The sequence below is a fragment of the Streptomyces sp. NPDC059718 genome, from assembly GCF_042733315.1.
GTDB lineage: Bacteria > Actinomycetota > Actinomycetes > Streptomycetales > Streptomycetaceae > Actinacidiphila.
Genome location: NZ_JBHWGA010000003.1, coordinates 122,234 through 137,171, shown reverse-complemented (window position 1 = coordinate 137,171; position 14,938 = coordinate 122,234). Strand labels below are relative to the sequence as shown.

The 14,938-nt window shown below is 72.5% G+C and carries 15 protein-coding genes; 7 read left to right on the top strand and 8 right to left on the bottom strand.

Annotated features, from left to right (window positions below; genetic code table 11):
• Positions 1-14: 14 nt before the first annotated feature.
• The gene (locus ACFV3E_RS05385; protein ID WP_500369548.1) at positions 15-467 is read right to left on the bottom strand and encodes an Lrp/AsnC family transcriptional regulator; all 453 of its coding nucleotides are present in this window, start codon (positions 465-467) and stop codon (positions 15-17) included.
• 117 nt (positions 468-584) lie between these two features.
• On the opposite strand from ACFV3E_RS05385, the gene ACFV3E_RS05380 reads away from it, so the two are divergent.
• Positions 585-1,589, top strand: a complete 1,005-nt coding sequence (locus ACFV3E_RS05380; protein WP_500533484.1) for an asparaginase — start codon at positions 585-587, stop codon at positions 1,587-1,589.
• Between the two features lie 67 nt (positions 1,590-1,656).
• Here the strand turns inward: ACFV3E_RS05380 and ACFV3E_RS05375 are convergent, their stop codons facing one another.
• Complete coding sequence (locus tag ACFV3E_RS05375) at positions 1,657-1,851, bottom strand: hypothetical protein (protein WP_361795409.1); 195 nt, start codon at positions 1,849-1,851, stop codon at positions 1,657-1,659.
• 451 nt (positions 1,852-2,302) lie between these two features.
• Here ACFV3E_RS05375 and ACFV3E_RS05370 point away from each other — a divergent pair, with 451 nt between their 5' ends.
• Positions 2,303-3,469, top strand: a complete 1,167-nt coding sequence (locus ACFV3E_RS05370; protein ID WP_500533483.1) for an acyltransferase family protein — start codon at positions 2,303-2,305, stop codon at positions 3,467-3,469.
• Here ACFV3E_RS05370 and ACFV3E_RS05365 read toward each other — a convergent pair.
• Positions 3,450-4,592, bottom strand: coding sequence for a PP2C family protein-serine/threonine phosphatase (locus ACFV3E_RS05365; protein ID WP_500533482.1), 1,143 nt, complete (start codon positions 4,590-4,592; stop codon positions 3,450-3,452). The two genes, ACFV3E_RS05370 and ACFV3E_RS05365, sit on opposite strands and share 20 nt — an antisense overlap.
• A 128-nt stretch (positions 4,593-4,720) precedes the next feature.
• Between ACFV3E_RS05365 and ACFV3E_RS05360 the strand changes: the two genes are divergently transcribed.
• On the top strand, positions 4,721-5,950 hold the full coding sequence (locus ACFV3E_RS05360) for a GNAT family N-acetyltransferase (protein WP_500533481.1): 1,230 nt from the start codon (positions 4,721-4,723) through the stop codon (positions 5,948-5,950).
• Positions 5,951-6,018: 68 nt separating this feature from the next.
• Here ACFV3E_RS05360 and ACFV3E_RS05355 read toward each other — a convergent pair whose 3' ends face one another.
• Both ACFV3E_RS05355 and ACFV3E_RS05350 read right to left on the bottom strand, forming a co-directional pair.
• Positions 6,019-6,834 (bottom strand): Fpg/Nei family DNA glycosylase, encoded by an 816-nt coding sequence (locus tag ACFV3E_RS05355; protein WP_500533480.1) that lies wholly within the window; start codon positions 6,832-6,834, stop codon positions 6,019-6,021.
• A gap of 7 nt (positions 6,835-6,841) precedes the next feature.
• The gene (locus ACFV3E_RS05350) at positions 6,842-7,330 is read right to left on the bottom strand and encodes a ribose-5-phosphate isomerase (protein ID WP_500533479.1); all 489 of its coding nucleotides are present in this window, start codon (positions 7,328-7,330) and stop codon (positions 6,842-6,844) included.
• Between the two features lie 273 nt (positions 7,331-7,603).
• Between ACFV3E_RS05350 and ACFV3E_RS05345 the strand changes: the two genes are divergently transcribed.
• Positions 7,604-8,950, top strand: coding sequence for an amino acid permease (locus tag ACFV3E_RS05345; protein WP_500533696.1), 1,347 nt, complete (start codon positions 7,604-7,606; stop codon positions 8,948-8,950).
• Here ACFV3E_RS05345 and ACFV3E_RS05340 read toward each other — a convergent pair.
• Positions 8,914-10,656, bottom strand: coding sequence for a serine/threonine-protein kinase (locus tag ACFV3E_RS05340; protein ID WP_500533478.1), 1,743 nt, complete (start codon positions 10,654-10,656; stop codon positions 8,914-8,916). The two genes, ACFV3E_RS05345 and ACFV3E_RS05340, sit on opposite strands and share 37 nt — an antisense overlap.
• 336 nt (positions 10,657-10,992) lie before the next feature.
• Here ACFV3E_RS05340 and ACFV3E_RS05335 point away from each other — a divergent pair, with 336 nt between their 5' ends.
• Entirely contained in the window at positions 10,993-11,583 is a 591-nt protein-coding gene (locus tag ACFV3E_RS05335) for a hypothetical protein (RefSeq protein WP_500533477.1), read from the top strand.
• A gap of 66 nt (positions 11,584-11,649) precedes the next feature.
• On the opposite strand, the gene ACFV3E_RS05330 is transcribed toward ACFV3E_RS05335, so the two are convergent.
• A complete protein-coding gene (locus ACFV3E_RS05330) occupies positions 11,650-12,243 on the bottom strand; it encodes a biotin transporter BioY (RefSeq protein ID WP_500533476.1) in 594 nt (197 codons plus the stop codon).
• Positions 12,244-12,495: 252 nt separating this feature from the next.
• Between ACFV3E_RS05330 and ACFV3E_RS05325 the strand changes: the two genes are divergently transcribed.
• Together ACFV3E_RS05325 and ACFV3E_RS05320 are read left to right on the top strand one after the other, a co-directional pair.
• A complete protein-coding gene (locus tag ACFV3E_RS05325) occupies positions 12,496-13,425 on the top strand; it encodes a carbohydrate kinase family protein (protein ID WP_500533474.1) in 930 nt (309 codons plus the stop codon).
• Between the two features lie 54 nt (positions 13,426-13,479).
• Positions 13,480-14,181, top strand: coding sequence for an HAD family hydrolase (locus tag ACFV3E_RS05320; RefSeq protein WP_500533473.1), 702 nt, complete (start codon positions 13,480-13,482; stop codon positions 14,179-14,181).
• 15 nt (positions 14,182-14,196) lie between these two features.
• Here the strand turns inward: ACFV3E_RS05320 and ACFV3E_RS05315 are convergent, their stop codons facing one another.
• Positions 14,197-14,838: a mycothiol-dependent nitroreductase Rv2466c family protein gene (locus ACFV3E_RS05315; protein WP_500369529.1), complete on the bottom strand. Its 642-nt coding sequence runs from the start codon at positions 14,836-14,838 to the stop codon at positions 14,197-14,199.
• Positions 14,839-14,938 lie beyond the last annotated feature (100 nt).

Here is a 14,938-nt window from a genome sequence, read left to right as displayed (position 1 = left end):
GGTGAACCCGGGCCCTAGCCGACCGGCACACCCTTCGGGCCCTTGATCCGCTTCATGATCATCTGCGAGTTCACCTCGCTCACGCCCGGCAGGGCGATCAGCTTCTCGGTCCAGAAGCGCTCGTAGGCGTCGCTGTCGGCCACCGCGATCCGCAGCAGGCAGCCGGGCGCGCCGTAGAGCCGGTAGGCCTCGACGATGTCGGGGATGGCCTGCACCTGCTCCTCGAAGGCGGCGACGGACTCGCGGTCCCGCCGTACCTCGACGGAGGCGAAGACCTCGAAGCCGCGGCCGACGGCGGCCGGGTCGACGACGGCCCGGTAGCTCTGGATCACCCCGTCCTCCTCCAGCTGGCGCACCCTGCGCAGGCACGGGGAGGGGGTGAGGCCGACGCGGGCGGCCAGTTCCTGGTTGGTGAGCCGGCCGTCGGCCTGGAGCTCGCGCAAGATTCTTCTGTCGATGGCATCCATGGGGGCGATAGATACCACGTCTCGCCGATCTACGCGGGCTGATTGGCAATCCGATGCCGGGGTTCACCGCATATCCTTGCTGCGGAGAGGTCAGGCGAACGCACGAGTGAGGGACACGTGAAGCACATCGTCGTGATCGGCACCGGCGGCACGATCGCCAGCCGGTGGCAGGGGGCTGGGTACGCGGCCGAGGCCGCCGGCCACGAGGTGCTGGCGGCGGGCGCGATCCCCGAAGGCGTCGAGGTGACCGTGCGCGACCTGTTCACCGTGAACAGCTCGCGGCTGACCTCCGCCCACCAGCTGGAACTGCTGCGGACGGTCCACGAGGTGCTGGCGGACCCGGCCGTGGACGGCGTCGTGGTGACCCACGGCACCGACACCATGGAGGAGTCCGCCTTCCTCCTGGACCTCCACCACGACGACCGGCGCCCGGTGGTCTTCACCGGCGCCCAGCTCCCGCTGGACGCCGTGGACGGGGACGCCGCGGGCAACCTCTACGACGCGCTGCTGACCGCCGCGACCGGCGAGGACATCGGTGTGGTCATCGCCTTCGGCGGCTTCGTGCACGCCGCCCGGGGCACGGTCAAGGCACACACCCTGGACGTCCAGGCCTTCGCCGACCCCTCGGGCCGGCCGCTGGGACGGGTGAAGTTCGGCGAGATCGCCTGGGGCGCCCCGCGGCCGCGTGCCGCGGCGCTGCCGCTGCCGGACGCACATGTCGCGGCGCCGCGCGTCGACGTCGTGATGCACCACGTGGACGCCGACCCCGTGCTCTTCGAGGCCGCGCTGGGCGCGGGGGCCGAGGGCATCGTGCTGGTCGGCACCGGCGCGGGCAACGCGACGCCCGATTTCGTGGCGGCGGTGCGCCGCGCGGTGGAGGCCGGGGTGCTGGTCGCCGTGAGCACCCGGGTGGCGGCCGGGCCGGTGGCGCCGATGTACACAGGGGGCGGCGCGGTGGACCTCGCCGCGGCCGGCGGTGTGCTGGCCGGGACGCTGCGCGCGGGGCAGGCCCGCATCGCCGTACTGACGGCGTTGCTGTCCGCCCGGGGCCCGCAGGAGCGGGCCGCCGCGCTGCGCCGCATCATCGGGACGGCCGAGGACCGCACACCGGCCGTCGCCTGACTCCCCGTCACCCGGTGCGGCCACCGCGCCGGGTGACGGGTGACGGGTGACCTGTGACGGGGACCGCTCAGAGGTTTATCTGGTTGATGGTGTCCGCCAACGAGTCGAGGAACTTGTTGATCGCCGGCGCCATGCCCGTGGAGGCAAGGAAGAAGCCGAAGAGCGCGGCAACGATGGCCGGACCGACCTTGAGCGTCTTGCCCCTTATCAGGACGATCATGATGATCGCCAACAACAGCACCACGGACAGGGAGATGGCCACTGGGGATCACATCCTCGGTCTGACGCCTCACCGTTCCGGGGGGAGCCACGCAGCCGCACCCCCGCGACGTCCATCGTGCCACCTGCCACCGACACCGTGACCCCGCGGGACACCCCTTCCCCGCGCGCCGGGGTCGCACACCTGTGACGCAGGACATCGCGATCACTTCTGATCACTTCGGATGAGGCTAATCTCGCAATTGCATGGCACGTTCGAGTGAATTTCCCCCAAGCTATTTCCCCGCACATGCACTTGCCACACAAACGATCATCAAAAAACCTGCACAGACGCCAACCCGTCTGCCGATATGCCCTGTTCAACCCTTATATGACCGCCCATAGCATCATGGAACGGACAGTGGCATGACACATGCATTCCGGGGTAGCAGCGCCGCTACCGCCATTCCGATCGAGAATTTACTCAGGCAGAGGCGCCCGCTATGGTGCATCAGATGTTCCAGCCCCACCGCACGAACAGCCTGTCCCCCGGCAGGACCCAGACCGGGAATTCCGTTCTCCCCGCTCCCCGCAAGGAGGCGGTCCCCGGCCCCGGGCCGGCCGCCCCCGCGGGGTCCTCCGCGCCCGCCACGGCCTCCGTACCCTCCGCCGGGCGCGACCCGTTCTTCGACAACGCCAAGTACCTCGCGATCGTCCTGGTCGCGATGGGCCACGCCTGGGAACCGCTCACCGGGCACAGCAGGGCCGCCGGCGCGCTCTACATCCTCGTGTACGCGTTCCACATGCCGGCCTTCATCGTCATCTCCGGCTACTTCTCGAAGAGTTTCGACGCCCGGCCGGACCGCGTCAGGAGACTGATCACCGGCGTCGCCGTCCCGTACCTGCTCTTCGAGGCCGCCTACTCGCTCTTCAGGAACTGGGCCGACGACGCGGCGCCGCAGCCGCTGAGCCTGCTCGACCCCTGGTACCTCACCTGGTTCCTCGCCGCCCTCTTCATCTGGCGCCTCACCGCCCCCATCTGGCGGATCGTCCGGCAGCCGGTCGCGGTCGCCCTGGTGATCGCGGCCGCGGCGTCCGTCACCCCGACCATCGGCGCCGACCTGGAACTCCAGCGCGTCCTGCAGTTCCTGCCGTTCTTCGTGCTCGGCATGTGCCTGAAGGCGGAGCACTTCCACCTCGCCCGGCGCCGGGTGGTGCGCGTGCTGTCCGTTCCGGTGGGGCTCGCCGCGCTGGTCGTCTCCTACTGGGTGGTGCCCCGGCTGAACCGGGCCTGGCTCTACCACCGCACGAGCGCCCAGGAGCTGGGCGCGCCCTGGTGGACGGGGCCGGTCATGACGCTGGCGCTGTTCTGCTGCTCCCTGGCGCTGACGGTGTGCTTCTTCGCCTGGGTGCCACGCCGCCGCATGTGGTTCACGGCCCTCGGCGCCGGCACGCTCTACGGGTACCTGCTGCACGGCTTCCTCGCCAAGGGCTCGCGCTTCGGCAGCTGGTACGACCACGACTGGATCCACACCCCGCCGGGCCAGGTCGCGGTGACCGCGATCGCCGTCGTGGTGGTCACCGCGCTGTGCACCCCGCCGGTGCAGCGGCTGTTCCGCTTCGCGATGGAGCCGAAGATGTCCTGGGCGTTCCGGCCGGCGGCTAGTCCCGGCACACGATGAGCAGGGCGCGGTCGTCGTTGACGTCCTTGGCGACCGCCTCGATCAGCTGCCAGGCCGCGCCGCGGAAGCCGTGCGCGACGTACCGGTCGGCCTCGCCGATGAGCCGGTCGATGCCTTCGGTGAGGTCGCGGCCGGCGGCCTCGACCAGGCCGTCGGTGAAGAGCAGCAGGACGTCGCCGGAGCGCAGCGTGCCCTTCACGCCGTTGAACTCGGCGCCGTCGTACACCCCCAGCAGCGGGCCCTCGGCCGCCTTCTCCTCCCAGCGGCCGGTGCCCGCGCTGAGCTGCATGCCCGGCAGGTGGCCCGCGGAGAGCAGCTCGTAGTCGCCCGTCTCCACGTCCAGCACCAGGTGGACCGAGGTGGCGAAGCCCTCGTCCCAGTTCTGCCGGAGCAGGTAGCCGTTGGCGGCGGTGAGGAAGGCGTGCGGCGGCAGTGAGCCGAGCAGGCCGCCGAAGGCGCCGGAGAGCAGCAGGGCGCGGGAGCCGGCGTCCATGCCCTTGCCCGACACGTCGGTGAGGACGGCCTCCAGGATCCGCCCGCCCGAGGTACGGGTGGCCACCACGAAGTCGCCGGAGAAGGACTGGCCGCCGGCCGGCCGCAGCGCCATCTCGGCGTGCCAGCCGTCGGGCAGCCGCGGCAGCCTGCTCTGCACCCGGATGCGCTCGCGCAGGTCGAAGAGCATCGTGCCGCCGCGCATCCAGGGCACGCCGACCCGGGCGCGGAACTGCGCGACGATCAGCCCGGCCAGCGCCACGGCCGCCACCACCAGCACGGTGCCCGGCGTCACCCGGCCGACGCCGTCGCGGTACGGGCCGAGGACGGCGGACTCCACGACCATCGCGGCGGCGCTCGCCCCGTACAGCAGCAGGAGGCTGGAGGGGCGCAGCAGCAGGCCGCCGACGAGGACGGGCAGCACCAGGGTGGTGGGCGGGCACCATTGCGGCGCCAGCACCGTGGCCCAGGCGATCAGCGGGACGCTGATCGTCAGGACGGTCAGGGCCAGCCAGTCGGCCGCGTCGCCGCGGAAGTAGTCCACGGCGGATTTGCGCAGGCCTACGCGGGCCCGGTGGACCGTCCTGCGCCACCGGGCCCCGAATCCGTCTCCTACCGGGCGTCGTGCCATGTTCCCGGCGACCCTATCCACCCTCACCCGTTCTCCGCATCGGAGGTGCCCCTCATGGTGCGCCGATTCGCCGCCACGACCGGCGAAAACCGTTCGCCCGCCCCCGGGGCGGCTGATAGGCAGGGCACATGACGGTGGAGTTGCGGGTTCTCGAGTCCGAACAGTGGGACGAGTGGTTCAGCACGCTGGAACGCGCGTTCGGCAGCGCGGTCTGGCCGACGGAGGAGCGGGAGTTCGACCGCGGGGTGACCGAGTTCTCCCGGTCGATCGCGGCCTGGGACGGCGCGGAGGTCGTCGGCACCGCGGGGGCGTTCTCCTTCCGCATGGCGGTGCCGGGCGGCGCCGTGGTCCCGGCGGCGGGCGTCACCATGGTCAGCGTCGCCTCGACGCACCGCCGACGCGGGCTGCTGACCTCGATGATGCGGCGGCAGCTGGACGAGGTGCACGAACTGGGCGAGCCCCTTGCGGTGCTCACCGCGTCCGAGCCGGCGATCTACGGCCGGTACGGCTACGAGGTCGCCACCCGCCAGACGACCCTGGAGGTCGACACCCTGCGGGCCGGCCTCACCGTCCCCGCGGGCGCCGACGGGGTCACTCTGCGCTTCGCCGACCCGCAGGAGGCCCTGGCGGCCTGCGAGGAGGTCTACGCACGGCAGGTGCCCACCCGGCCGGGCATGCTGGAGCGGCGGCCGAACTGGGAGCGCAAGGGCGTGCTCGACCCGGAGGCGTTCCGGGACGGCGCGTCGAAACTGCTCTGCGTGGTCGCCGAACGCGACGGCGAGGTGCGGGGCTACACGCGGTACGCGGTGAAGTCCTCCTGGAACGCGGCCGGACCGGACGGAACGGTGGTGCTGCGCGACCTGGAGGCACTGGATCCGGACACATATGCCGCGCTGTGGCGCTACCTGTTCGGCATCGACCTCACCTGCCGCATCACCGCGCGCAACCGTCCCGCCGACGACCCGGTCCTGCACCTGGTCGACGACGTGCGCCGCTGCGGCGTGCGCGTCAGGGAAGGCCTGCTGCTGCGCCCGGTCGAGGTGGGCGCGGCCCTGTCGGCCCGTACGTACGCGGCCCCGCTGGACGTCGTGCTGGACGTCTCGGACCCCTTCTGCCCGTGGAACGAGGGCCGCTGGCGGCTCGGCGGCGACACCAAGGGCGCCACGTGCGAGCGGACGGCGGACGCCGCGGACCTGGCGCTGTCGGTGCGCGAGCTGGGCGCGGCCTACCTGGGCGGCGTCTCGCTGACCGCGCTGGCGCGGGCCGGCCGGGTGCGGGAACTGCGGCAGGGCGCGCTGCGGGAGGCCGCGGTGGCCTTCGGCGGCGACATCGCCCCCTGGCTGCCGCACGGTTTCTAGGGTTCCGCTCGGGCCCGTGTCGACCGGCCGGGGTGCTCCCGTACGCGGGTGCCTCCGGCCCGGCGGCCTCAGCCCCGGACGGGCTGGCAGGCGGGGCACCAGAAGAGGTTGCGCGCCACCAGGGAGGCGGTGCGCACCTCGGTGCCGCAGACGTGGCACGGCATCCCCGCACGGCGGTAGACGTAGACCTCGCCGCCGTGGTCGTCGACGCGCGGCGGACGGCCCATGGCCTCGGGGGTGTGCTCGGAGCGGACGGTGTCGATGCGGTTGTTCCGCACGCCCTCGCGCATCAGGGCGACCAGATCGGCCCAGATCGCGTCCCACCGCGCGCGGTCCAGGTCGCGTCCCGCCAGGTACGGGTCGACGCCGTGGCGGAAGAGGACCTCGGCACGGTAGACGTTGCCGACGCCGGCGACGACCTTCTGGTCCATGAGCAGCGCGGCGACGCTGGTGCGGCTGCGCGCCACGCGGGCCCAGGCGCGCTCCCCGGTGTCGGCGGGCCGCAGCGGGTCCGGGCCGAGCCGGTCGTGTATCGCCTGCTTCTCGGCCCCGGTGATCAGCTCGCAGGCCGTCGGCCCACGCAGGTCGGCGTGGTGCTCGTCGGTGGCCAGGCGCAGCCTGACCTGGCCGACGGGGGCCCCGCCCGGCCCGGTGCCGAAGCCGGACTTCCCGTACAGCCCGAGGTGGACGTGGACCCAGCCGACCGGGCCGAACCCCAGGAAGAGGTGCTTGCCGTGGGCCTCCGCGGACTCCATCACGGCGCCGTCCAGGAGGGCGGCGCCGTCGGAGAACTTGCCCTGCGGACTGCTCGCGCGGACCACCCGGCCGGCGAAGCGTTCCTCGTGGTCCGCGGCGAGGCGGTGGATCGTATGCCCCTCGGGCATGCCCGGATCAGCCCTCCTGCGGGTGGTGCGGCGGGATCGGGGGCAGCTCGCCGGTGGTCTCGTACGCGGTGAGCATGTCGATGCGGCGGCTGTGGCGCGGCTCACCCGAGTAGGGCGTGCCGAGGAAGACCTCGACGAACTTGGTGGCCTCGTCGGTGGTGTGCATGCGGGCGCCGACGCTGATGACGTTGGCGTCGTTGTGCTCGCGGCCGAGGGTCGCGGTCTCCCGGCTCCAGGCGAGCGCGGCCCGCACGCCCTTGACCTTGTTTGCCGCGATGGCCTCGCCGTTGCCCGAGCCGCCGATCACGATGCCGAGGGAGCCGGGGTCCGCGGCGGTGCGCTCCGCGGCGCGCAGGCAGAACGGCGGGTAGTCGTCCTGGGCGTCGTAGATGTGCGGGCCGCAGTCGACGGGCTCGTGCCCGTTGGCCTCGAGCCACTCCACGAGGTGGTTCTTGAGTTCAAAGCCGGCATGGTCGGAACCGAGGTACACGCGCATACGGACGAGTGTCGCACGGGCACGCTGGGCGACATGCCGTGGGTGTTGCGTGAGGGGGATTTGAGGGTGGCTTGAGGGTAGGACAACAAAACGGAATCAAAGGTTCCCCCGGTCGCGCCGGGCCGTGTTTCATGCCACCCCATGAGTACACGTCCCCCCACCCCAGTGGCCGACTCCACCCCAGCGGCCGACTCCACTGCTGCCCACGAACTCGCGACGGAACAGCAGGACGGCTCGGGCCTGAAGGCCGGGCTCAAGAACCGCCACCTGTCGATGATCGCGATCGGCGGCGTGATCGGCGCCGGCCTCTTCGTCGGCTCCGCCTCCGGCATCGCCGCCGCCGGCCCCGGCATCCTCCTGTCGTACGCCCTCGTCGGCACCATGGTCGTCTTCGTGATGCGCATGCTGGGCGAGATGGCGGCCGCGAACCCCACCTCCGGCTCCTTCTCCGCCTACGCCGACCGCGCGCTGGGCCGCTGGGCCGGCTTCTCCATCGGCTGGCTGTACTGGTTCTTCTGGGTCGTGGTGCTGGCGGTCGAGGCGACCGCCGGGGCTAAGATCCTGGAGGGCTGGGTCCCGGCCGTGCCCCAGTGGGGCTGGGCGCTGATCGTGATGGTCGTGCTCACCGCGACCAACCTGGCCTCGGTGGCCTCCTACGGCGAGTTCGAGTTCTGGTTCGCCGGGATCAAGGTCGTGGCCATCGCCGGCTTCATCGTGCTCGGCGCGCTCGCGGTCTTCGGCGTGCTGCCCGGCAGCCACGACGACGCCGTGGGACTGGGCAACCTCACCGCGCACGGCGGCTTCCTCCCCAACGGCCCCGGCAAGATCCTCACCGGTGTGCTGCTGGTCGTGTTCTCCTTCATGGGCAGCGAGATCGTCACACTGGCCGCGGGCGAGTCCGCCGACCCCGAGCGCGCGGTCACCAAGGCCACCAACAGCGTGATCTGGCGGATCGGCGTCTTCTACCTGGGCTCGATCTTCATCGTGGTGTCGCTGCTGCCGTGGAACGACCCGTCGATCGCCAAGGACGGCTCCTACGTGGCCGCGCTGAACTCGATCGGCATCGCGCACGCCGGCCAGATCATGAACGTGATCGTGCTCACGGCCGTGCTGTCCTGCCTCAACTCAGGCCTCTACACGGCCTCGCGCATGGCCTTCTCGCTGGGCCGGCGCGGTGACGCGCCGAAGGCGTTCGCCCGCACCACCAAGCGCGGTGTGCCGCAGGCGGCGATCCTGGGCTCGGTCGTCTTCGGCTTCGTCGCGGTCTTCTTCAACTACAAGTACCCCGACACCGTCTTCCTCTTCCTGCTCAACGCCTCCGGTGCGATCGCGCTGTTCGTGTGGCTGGTGATCTGCTTCTCCCAGCTGCGCATGCGGAAGATCATCCTGAAGGAGGCCCCGGAGCGGCTGCGGGTGCGGATGTGGCTGTACCCGTACCTGACCTGGGCGACGATCGCGATGATCGTGTTCGTGCTCGGCTACATGCTCACCGACACCGCCGACGGCGGCGGCCGGGACCAGGTGGTCGTCTCGGTGCTGGTGGGGCTCGGCGTGGTCGCCGTCGCGGTGGTGCGCCAGCTGCTTCACAAGGGCCGGAAGGACTCCCCCACCCGGTCGTAGGCGGCCAGCGCGGCGGACTCGGCGGAAGCCGCGTACCAGACGTTCAGCTGGTACGACTTGCCCCCCTCGGTGAAGCCGAGCTGCCGCGCCCGCCAGGGCGCGCCGGCCTGGGTGAAGGCGTACTCCCACACGACGGCGGGACGACCGCGGAACGACGTCCGCTCCAGCCGGGTATTCCGGTAGCCGGGCACGTCGTGGGAACCGGCCTCGAAGGCGCGCCACTGCTCCAGGAGATCGCCGCCCCGTGCGAGTGCGTACGAGGCGGCGATCTCCTGCTGTCCGTCCGGGGCGTGGTAGTGGACGTTGGACGGGCTCTTGGCGCTGCGCGTCCAGCCCCGCGGCGGCTCCCAGACGAAGCCGGTCTCGTTGCGCTCCCCGGGAGCGGGCGTGCCGGTGGACGTGCCGCCGGCCGAGGTGGCGCCGGTGGACGGGGGACGGCTGGTGCCCGCGACGACGGGGCCCTCGCGATGGCCGGTGCGCGGTGCGGTGAGCAGGACGGCGGTGACGGCGACGGCCGCGGCGGCCGCTCCCGCGGCGGTCAGCAGGGCCACCCGGCGGACGCGCGAGGAGGCCGGGGAACGCGCGGGCACCGGCGGCGCCGCGGGGTCCGGTTCCGGTCCGGGGCCCTGTCGCGGTCCGGGGTCCGGTTCCGGTCCGGGGTCCGGTTCCGGTCCTGGGTCCGGTTCCGGTCCTGGCGCCGCTGATGCCTCCGTGATGCGGCGCTCCCAGCCCGGCGGGACGGCGTCCTGCGGCTCGGGCGCCGCTTCCGGCCCGGCGGCCGGCTCCTGGGCGGCCCGTCCGACGGCGAGCGTCGGGGTGCGCCCCTCCTCCGCGGGCGACGGCGCCTGCCGGGTGACGACGGTCGGGCCGCCCGGGGGCGCGGCGAGGGCCGCGAGCGCCTCGTCGAGGCCGTCCAGGGTCATCCGCTCCGCCGGGTCCTTGCGCAGCAGGGCGGTCAGGGTGCCGTGGAGCGGCCCGGCGCCGGCCGGCAGCAGGGGCTCCTCGTAGAGCACCGCGTGCAGCGTGGCCAGGGTGGTGGCCCGGGAGAACGGGGACCTGCCCTCGAGGGCGGCGCAGAGGGTCGCGCCCAGGGACCACAGGTCCGACGGCGGTCCCTGGTGGCGGCCCTCCACGCGCTCGGGGGCCATGTAGTCGGGCGAGCCGACCAGCATCCCGGCCATCGTCAGCGCCGTGGCGTCCTGGATCGCCGCGATGCCGAAGTCGGTGAGGACGACCCGTCCCCGGGTGTCGATCAGCACGTTGCCGGGCTTGATGTCGCGGTGCAGCACGCCGACCGCGTGCACCTCGCGCAGCGCGCGGGCCAGCCCGGTCCCGATCGTCACGGCCTCGGTCACGGCCACCGGGCCGTCCTGCGCCAGCATCTGTTCCAGGGACCGGCAGTCGACCAGCTCCATCACGATCCAGAGCCGGTCGTCCTCCCGGACCACGTCGTAGATCCGGACCACGTTCGGATGGTCGATCCGGGCCGTGGCGCGCGCCTCCCGCAGGCTGCGCTCGCGACGGACCCGGGCGTCCTCGGCCTCCATGTCGTCCAGTCGCATCTCCTTGACCGCGACCTGCCGGTCCAGCACCTCGTCGACCGCCCGCCAGACGCGGCCCATGCCGCCCTGACCGATCGGCTCCCCCAGTCGGTAGCGGCCGACCACCAGCCGGCCGCGCACCTCACCACCCGCATTTCCCACCATGCCCGGACTCCCCACTGCGGGAAGAATTCCCCATGACCCTCAATTCCTGTCCGGTGGCCCGCAATTCACGCGGGGACCGGGACAGAAGTATGAACTTGCCACCATGACAGCATAGTTGCCCGGAATCTTGTGGTACTTCTCTTCAGATACCGCTGATGCGGGGCAGAAGGGGGAAGAACAATGCGCCTTTTCAATCGGCGAATTCATGTTCGGAAATCGGCCGCGGCGGCCGCGGTGCTGGCGCTGGCGTTCGCCGGACCTGCGTACGGTGCCGAGCCCGTACCGGGCAGCGGCCAGGGGGGTACACCTGGTCCGAGCGCCCCGGCCGGGGTGAAGGTGAGCACGGAACTGCCGTCCAGGATCTCCGTCGACAACACGACGGAAAAGACCTCGATCACGGCCCGGGTGGTCAACAAGGGTGACGCGCAGTCCCCTGGGCTCCGGCTCCTGGTGGTCGGTTTCGACGCCCTCGCGGTGACCGCCGTGCGGGGCTGCGACCCGATTCCGAAGGCACAGCTCCCGGACGGTTCCAACAGCGGATTCAGCTGCGCCGTCGGAAAACTGGCCGCGGGGAAGAGCAGGACCTACACCGTGTCCGCGACCTACGACCTCCAGGGCAAGGGCAAGATCTGCCTGCCCGTGATGCTCGGCGACACCGGCACCCTGCTGTGGCAGCAGGGACCGGTCCCGTTCGGCACCGGCAAGCCCACGCCGAACGCCCCCGACACCCCGCTGCTGCTGGGCACCGACAACGTGCCCTTCGGCCCCGACACCTCCGCGAGCGCCAGTCCCTCCGCACCCGGCACGCTGCCGGACACCGGCGCTCCCGGCCGCACGGCCGTCCTCCTGCTGGGCGGCGGCCTGCTGCTGGCCGCGGGCGGCGCGGGCCTGTGGCTGACCCGGCGCGAGCCGGCGCCGCGGCACTGACGGAGAACGGGTGGGGGCGGGGCCTTCGCCCCGCCCCCACCCTGGTGCGTCGCAGGTCGTGGCCGGTCAGTCGCGCCGGCCGACCAGCTTCCAGGCGGCGGGCAGCGCGCCCATGGCGAGGGCGGCCTTCAGCGCGTCGCCGATGAGGTACGGGGTCAGGCCCAGCGTCACGGCCTGGCCCAGCGTCAGATGCGCGGCCAGCGCGAGGTAGGGGACGCCCACGGCGTAGGTGACGGCGCTGCCGGCCACCATGACGCCGGCCATCCGCCACACGCTGCGGTCCGCACCCCGCCGGGCCAGCGCGCCCACGAGCGCCGACGCCAGCGCCATGCCGAGGATGTAGCCGAAGCTCGGCGCCGCGGCGCCCGACGAACCCTCCGCGAACCACGGCACGCCTGCGACACCGGCGACCGCGTACAGCGCGAGCGCCAGGAAGCCGCGGCGAGCGCCGAGGGCGGTGCCCACCAGCAGCGCGGCGAAGGTCTGGCCCGTCACGGGCACCGGGGACCCGGGGACCGGGACCGACAACTGCGCGGCCAGGCCGGTCAGTACGGCGCCACCGGTGACGAGGGCCACGCCGCGCACCCGCGACGTGGGGATGAGGTCGGCGAGGACCGGGTGGGTCCGTACGGCGGAAGCGGCGGGAACTGCGCTGGCCATCGGGTGACTCCGCGGGGTGAGGGTCGGTTCGGGACACCGTGACGTTAACCCGCGTCGCCCCCGCCGATCATCGTCCGCCGATCACAAAGGCCTGATCACGGCGTTGGTCGGCTTCCTACAAGGATGCGGCGCCGGGCGTGAGCTTCGTCACCCGGGCCTTAGTGGGGTTTCTCCAATCACCGCCGGAGCGGCGCCACCGGCCGGGTCCGACACCGCTCCGGCGCCCGTACGACGGCCTCCTATGCTGCCCGCATGAGCGCTCCGTCCTCCCCCTCCCGCGTCGGCGTCGTCGGCGAGGTCCTCGTCGACCTGCTGTGGCGTTCCGGGGAGCGGCAGGTCACCCCCGTGCCGGGCGGCAGCCCGGCCAACGTCGCGGTCGGCCTGCACCGGCTGGGGCGGCCCACCACCCTGGTCACCACGTGGGGCGACGACCCGCCCGGCGAACTGGTGCGGGCGCACCTGGAGTCCACCGGGGTCGAGGTCGTCCGCGCCACGAGCCCGGCCGGGCGCACCACGCTGGCGATGGCCTACCTGGACCGGGACGGCTCCGCCTCCTACGACTTCCTGGCTGCGTGGGACCCGGAGCGGCTGCCGCTGCCCGCGGACACCGCGGTGCTGCACACCGGTTCGCTCGCCGCGGTGGTCGAACCGGGTGCGACGCGGGTGCTGGAACTCTGCCGCGACCTGCACGCCCTGCCGGGGCGCACCGTGGTCGCCGACCTCAACGTGCGGCCGGCCGTCCAGCCCGACCGGCCGGCCTACCGCCGGGCGTGCCTGCGGCTGGCCGGGGTCACCGACGTGGTCAAGGCCAGTGACGCCGACCTGGCCTGGCTCTTCCCGCGGCTCGCCCCGGAGGAGGCCGCCCGGGCGCTGCTCGCCGAGGGGCCGCGGCTCGCGGTCGTCACGCTGGGTCCGGACGGCGCGTTCGCGGTGACCGACGGCGCCCTCGTACGGGTGGCCGCGCCCGAGGTCGACGTCGTCGACACCATCGGCGCGGGCGACGCCTTCCAGGCGGCGCTGCTCGACGCGATCGCCGGCGAGGGTGTCCCCGCCTCGCGGGAGGGACTCGCCGCCGTACTGGAGCGCTGCGTCACGGCCGCGGCGCTCAACTGCACGCGGGTGGGCGCCGATCCGCCGTCCCGCGCGGAGCTGGACGCGGCCCTCGCCGGACGGCGCGCGTAGCGCCGCGCGGAAAATGCGCGGCCCCCGGAGGCAGGTGCTGGATACGCTCGCGGGATGGACGAGGCACGGCTGACCGGACAGGTACTGGTCTTCGACGCGGACGACACGTTGTGGGAGAACAACGTGGTCTTCGAGCGGGTCATAGAGGACTTCCTGGACTGGGTGGACCATCCCGTCCTGGACCGCGCGCAGATCAGGGCGCTGCTCAACGAGATCGAGGCGGCGAACGCGGTCGTCCACGGCTACGGCAGCAAGGTCTTCCTGCGCAGCCTCGGCGAGCTCCTGGAGCGGCTGCGGGAGCGGCCCGTCACGCAGGCCGAGCTCCGGCGGGTGGACGAGCTGGCGGTGGCCTTCGTGGAGCACCGGGTGGAGCTGATGCCCGGTGTGGCGAGCACGCTGGAGGAGCTGGGCACCCGCCATGAGCTGCTGCTGCTCACCAAGGGCGACGAGGAGGAGCAGGCGCGCAAGGTGGCCGCCTCGGGGCTGGCGGACCGCTTCCGCGGGGTGCACATCGTGCCGGAGAAGGCCGCGGACACCTACCGCGACCTGCTGGCGGGGTACGGCTACGCGCCGGGCAGGAGCTGGATGATCGGGAACTCCCCGAAGTCGGACATCCTGCCCGCGCGCGAGGCGGGGATGAGCGCGGTGTTCATCCCCAACGAGAACACCTGGGTGCTGGAGCAGTCCGAGCTCGACCCGGCCGACGGGCGGGTGCTGCGGCTGTCGGCCTTCCCCGAACTGCTCCGGCACTTTTGAACCGGACCGGCCGGCTCAGTCGAAGACGGGGCCCTGGTCGCGGGTCCGCTTGATCTCGTAGAAGCCGGGGGTCGACGCGACGAGCAGGGTGCCGTCCCACAGGCGGGCCGCGGCCTCGCCCTTGGGCGCCGGCGTGACGACCGGACCGAAGAAGGCGATCTGCTCGCCGTCGGCGCCGGGCACCGCGATGACCGGGGTGCCGACGTCCTGGCCGACCTTGGAGATGCCCTCCTGGTGGGAGGCGCGCAGCTCCGCGTCGTAGGCGTCGCTGCGGGCGAAGTCGGCGAGGTCGGCGGGCAGGCCCGCCTCCTCCAGGGCGGCGACGATGACGTCGTGGTCCTTGTGGCCGAGGCCCTGGTTGTGGATACGGGTGCCCAGGGCGGTGTAGAGGGGGCCGAGCACCTTGCTGCCGTACTTCTGCTCGGCGGCGATGCAGACGCGGACCGGGCCCCAGGCCGTGGTCAGGAACTCCCGGTACTGCTCGGGCAGCTCGTCACGGTTCTCGTTGAGCACCGCGAGGCTCATCACGTGCCAGCGCACCTCGACGGGGCGCACCTTCTCCACCTCCAGCATCCAGCGTGAGGTCATCCACGCCCAAGGGCAGGCGGGGTCGAACCAGAAGTCCACCGGGGTGGGGGTGGTCGTGGTCTCGGTCACGGTTCTCTCCTCTGGGCATGATGCGGTGACACGTGGTCCGCAACGCCCAACGCCCTCGGTGCCATCCCCATTCCCGTGCGCCGCCGTCAGGGCCGACGTG

What these genes read in the sequence shown, in the direction of transcription:
- ACFV3E_RS05385 (WP_500369548.1), bottom strand. Translation starts at nt 467, where the DNA reads ATGGATGCCATCGACAGAAGAATCTTGCGCGAGCTCCAGGCCGACGGC.
- ACFV3E_RS05370 (WP_500533483.1), top strand. Translation starts at nt 2,303, where the DNA reads ATGTTCCAGCCCCACCGCACGAACAGCCTGTCCCCCGGCAGGACCCAG.
- ACFV3E_RS05365 (WP_500533482.1), bottom strand. Translation starts at nt 4,592, where the DNA reads ATGGCACGACGCCCGGTAGGAGACGGATTCGGGGCCCGGTGGCGCAGG.
- ACFV3E_RS05360 (WP_500533481.1), top strand. Translation starts at nt 4,721, where the DNA reads ATGACGGTGGAGTTGCGGGTTCTCGAGTCCGAACAGTGGGACGAGTGG.
- ACFV3E_RS05355 (WP_500533480.1), bottom strand. Translation starts at nt 6,834, where the DNA reads ATGCCCGAGGGGCATACGATCCACCGCCTCGCCGCGGACCACGAGGAA.
- ACFV3E_RS05350 (WP_500533479.1), bottom strand. Translation starts at nt 7,330, where the DNA reads ATGCGCGTGTACCTCGGTTCCGACCATGCCGGCTTTGAACTCAAGAAC.
- ACFV3E_RS05345 (WP_500533696.1), top strand. Translation starts at nt 7,604, where the DNA reads ATGATCGCGATCGGCGGCGTGATCGGCGCCGGCCTCTTCGTCGGCTCC.
- ACFV3E_RS05340 (WP_500533478.1), bottom strand. Translation starts at nt 10,656, where the DNA reads ATGGTGGGAAATGCGGGTGGTGAGGTGCGCGGCCGGCTGGTGGTCGGC.
- ACFV3E_RS05330 (WP_500533476.1), bottom strand. Translation starts at nt 12,243, where the DNA reads ATGGCCAGCGCAGTTCCCGCCGCTTCCGCCGTACGGACCCACCCGGTC.
- ACFV3E_RS05325 (WP_500533474.1), top strand. Translation starts at nt 12,496, where the DNA reads ATGAGCGCTCCGTCCTCCCCCTCCCGCGTCGGCGTCGTCGGCGAGGTC.
- ACFV3E_RS05320 (WP_500533473.1), top strand. Translation starts at nt 13,480, where the DNA reads ATGGACGAGGCACGGCTGACCGGACAGGTACTGGTCTTCGACGCGGAC.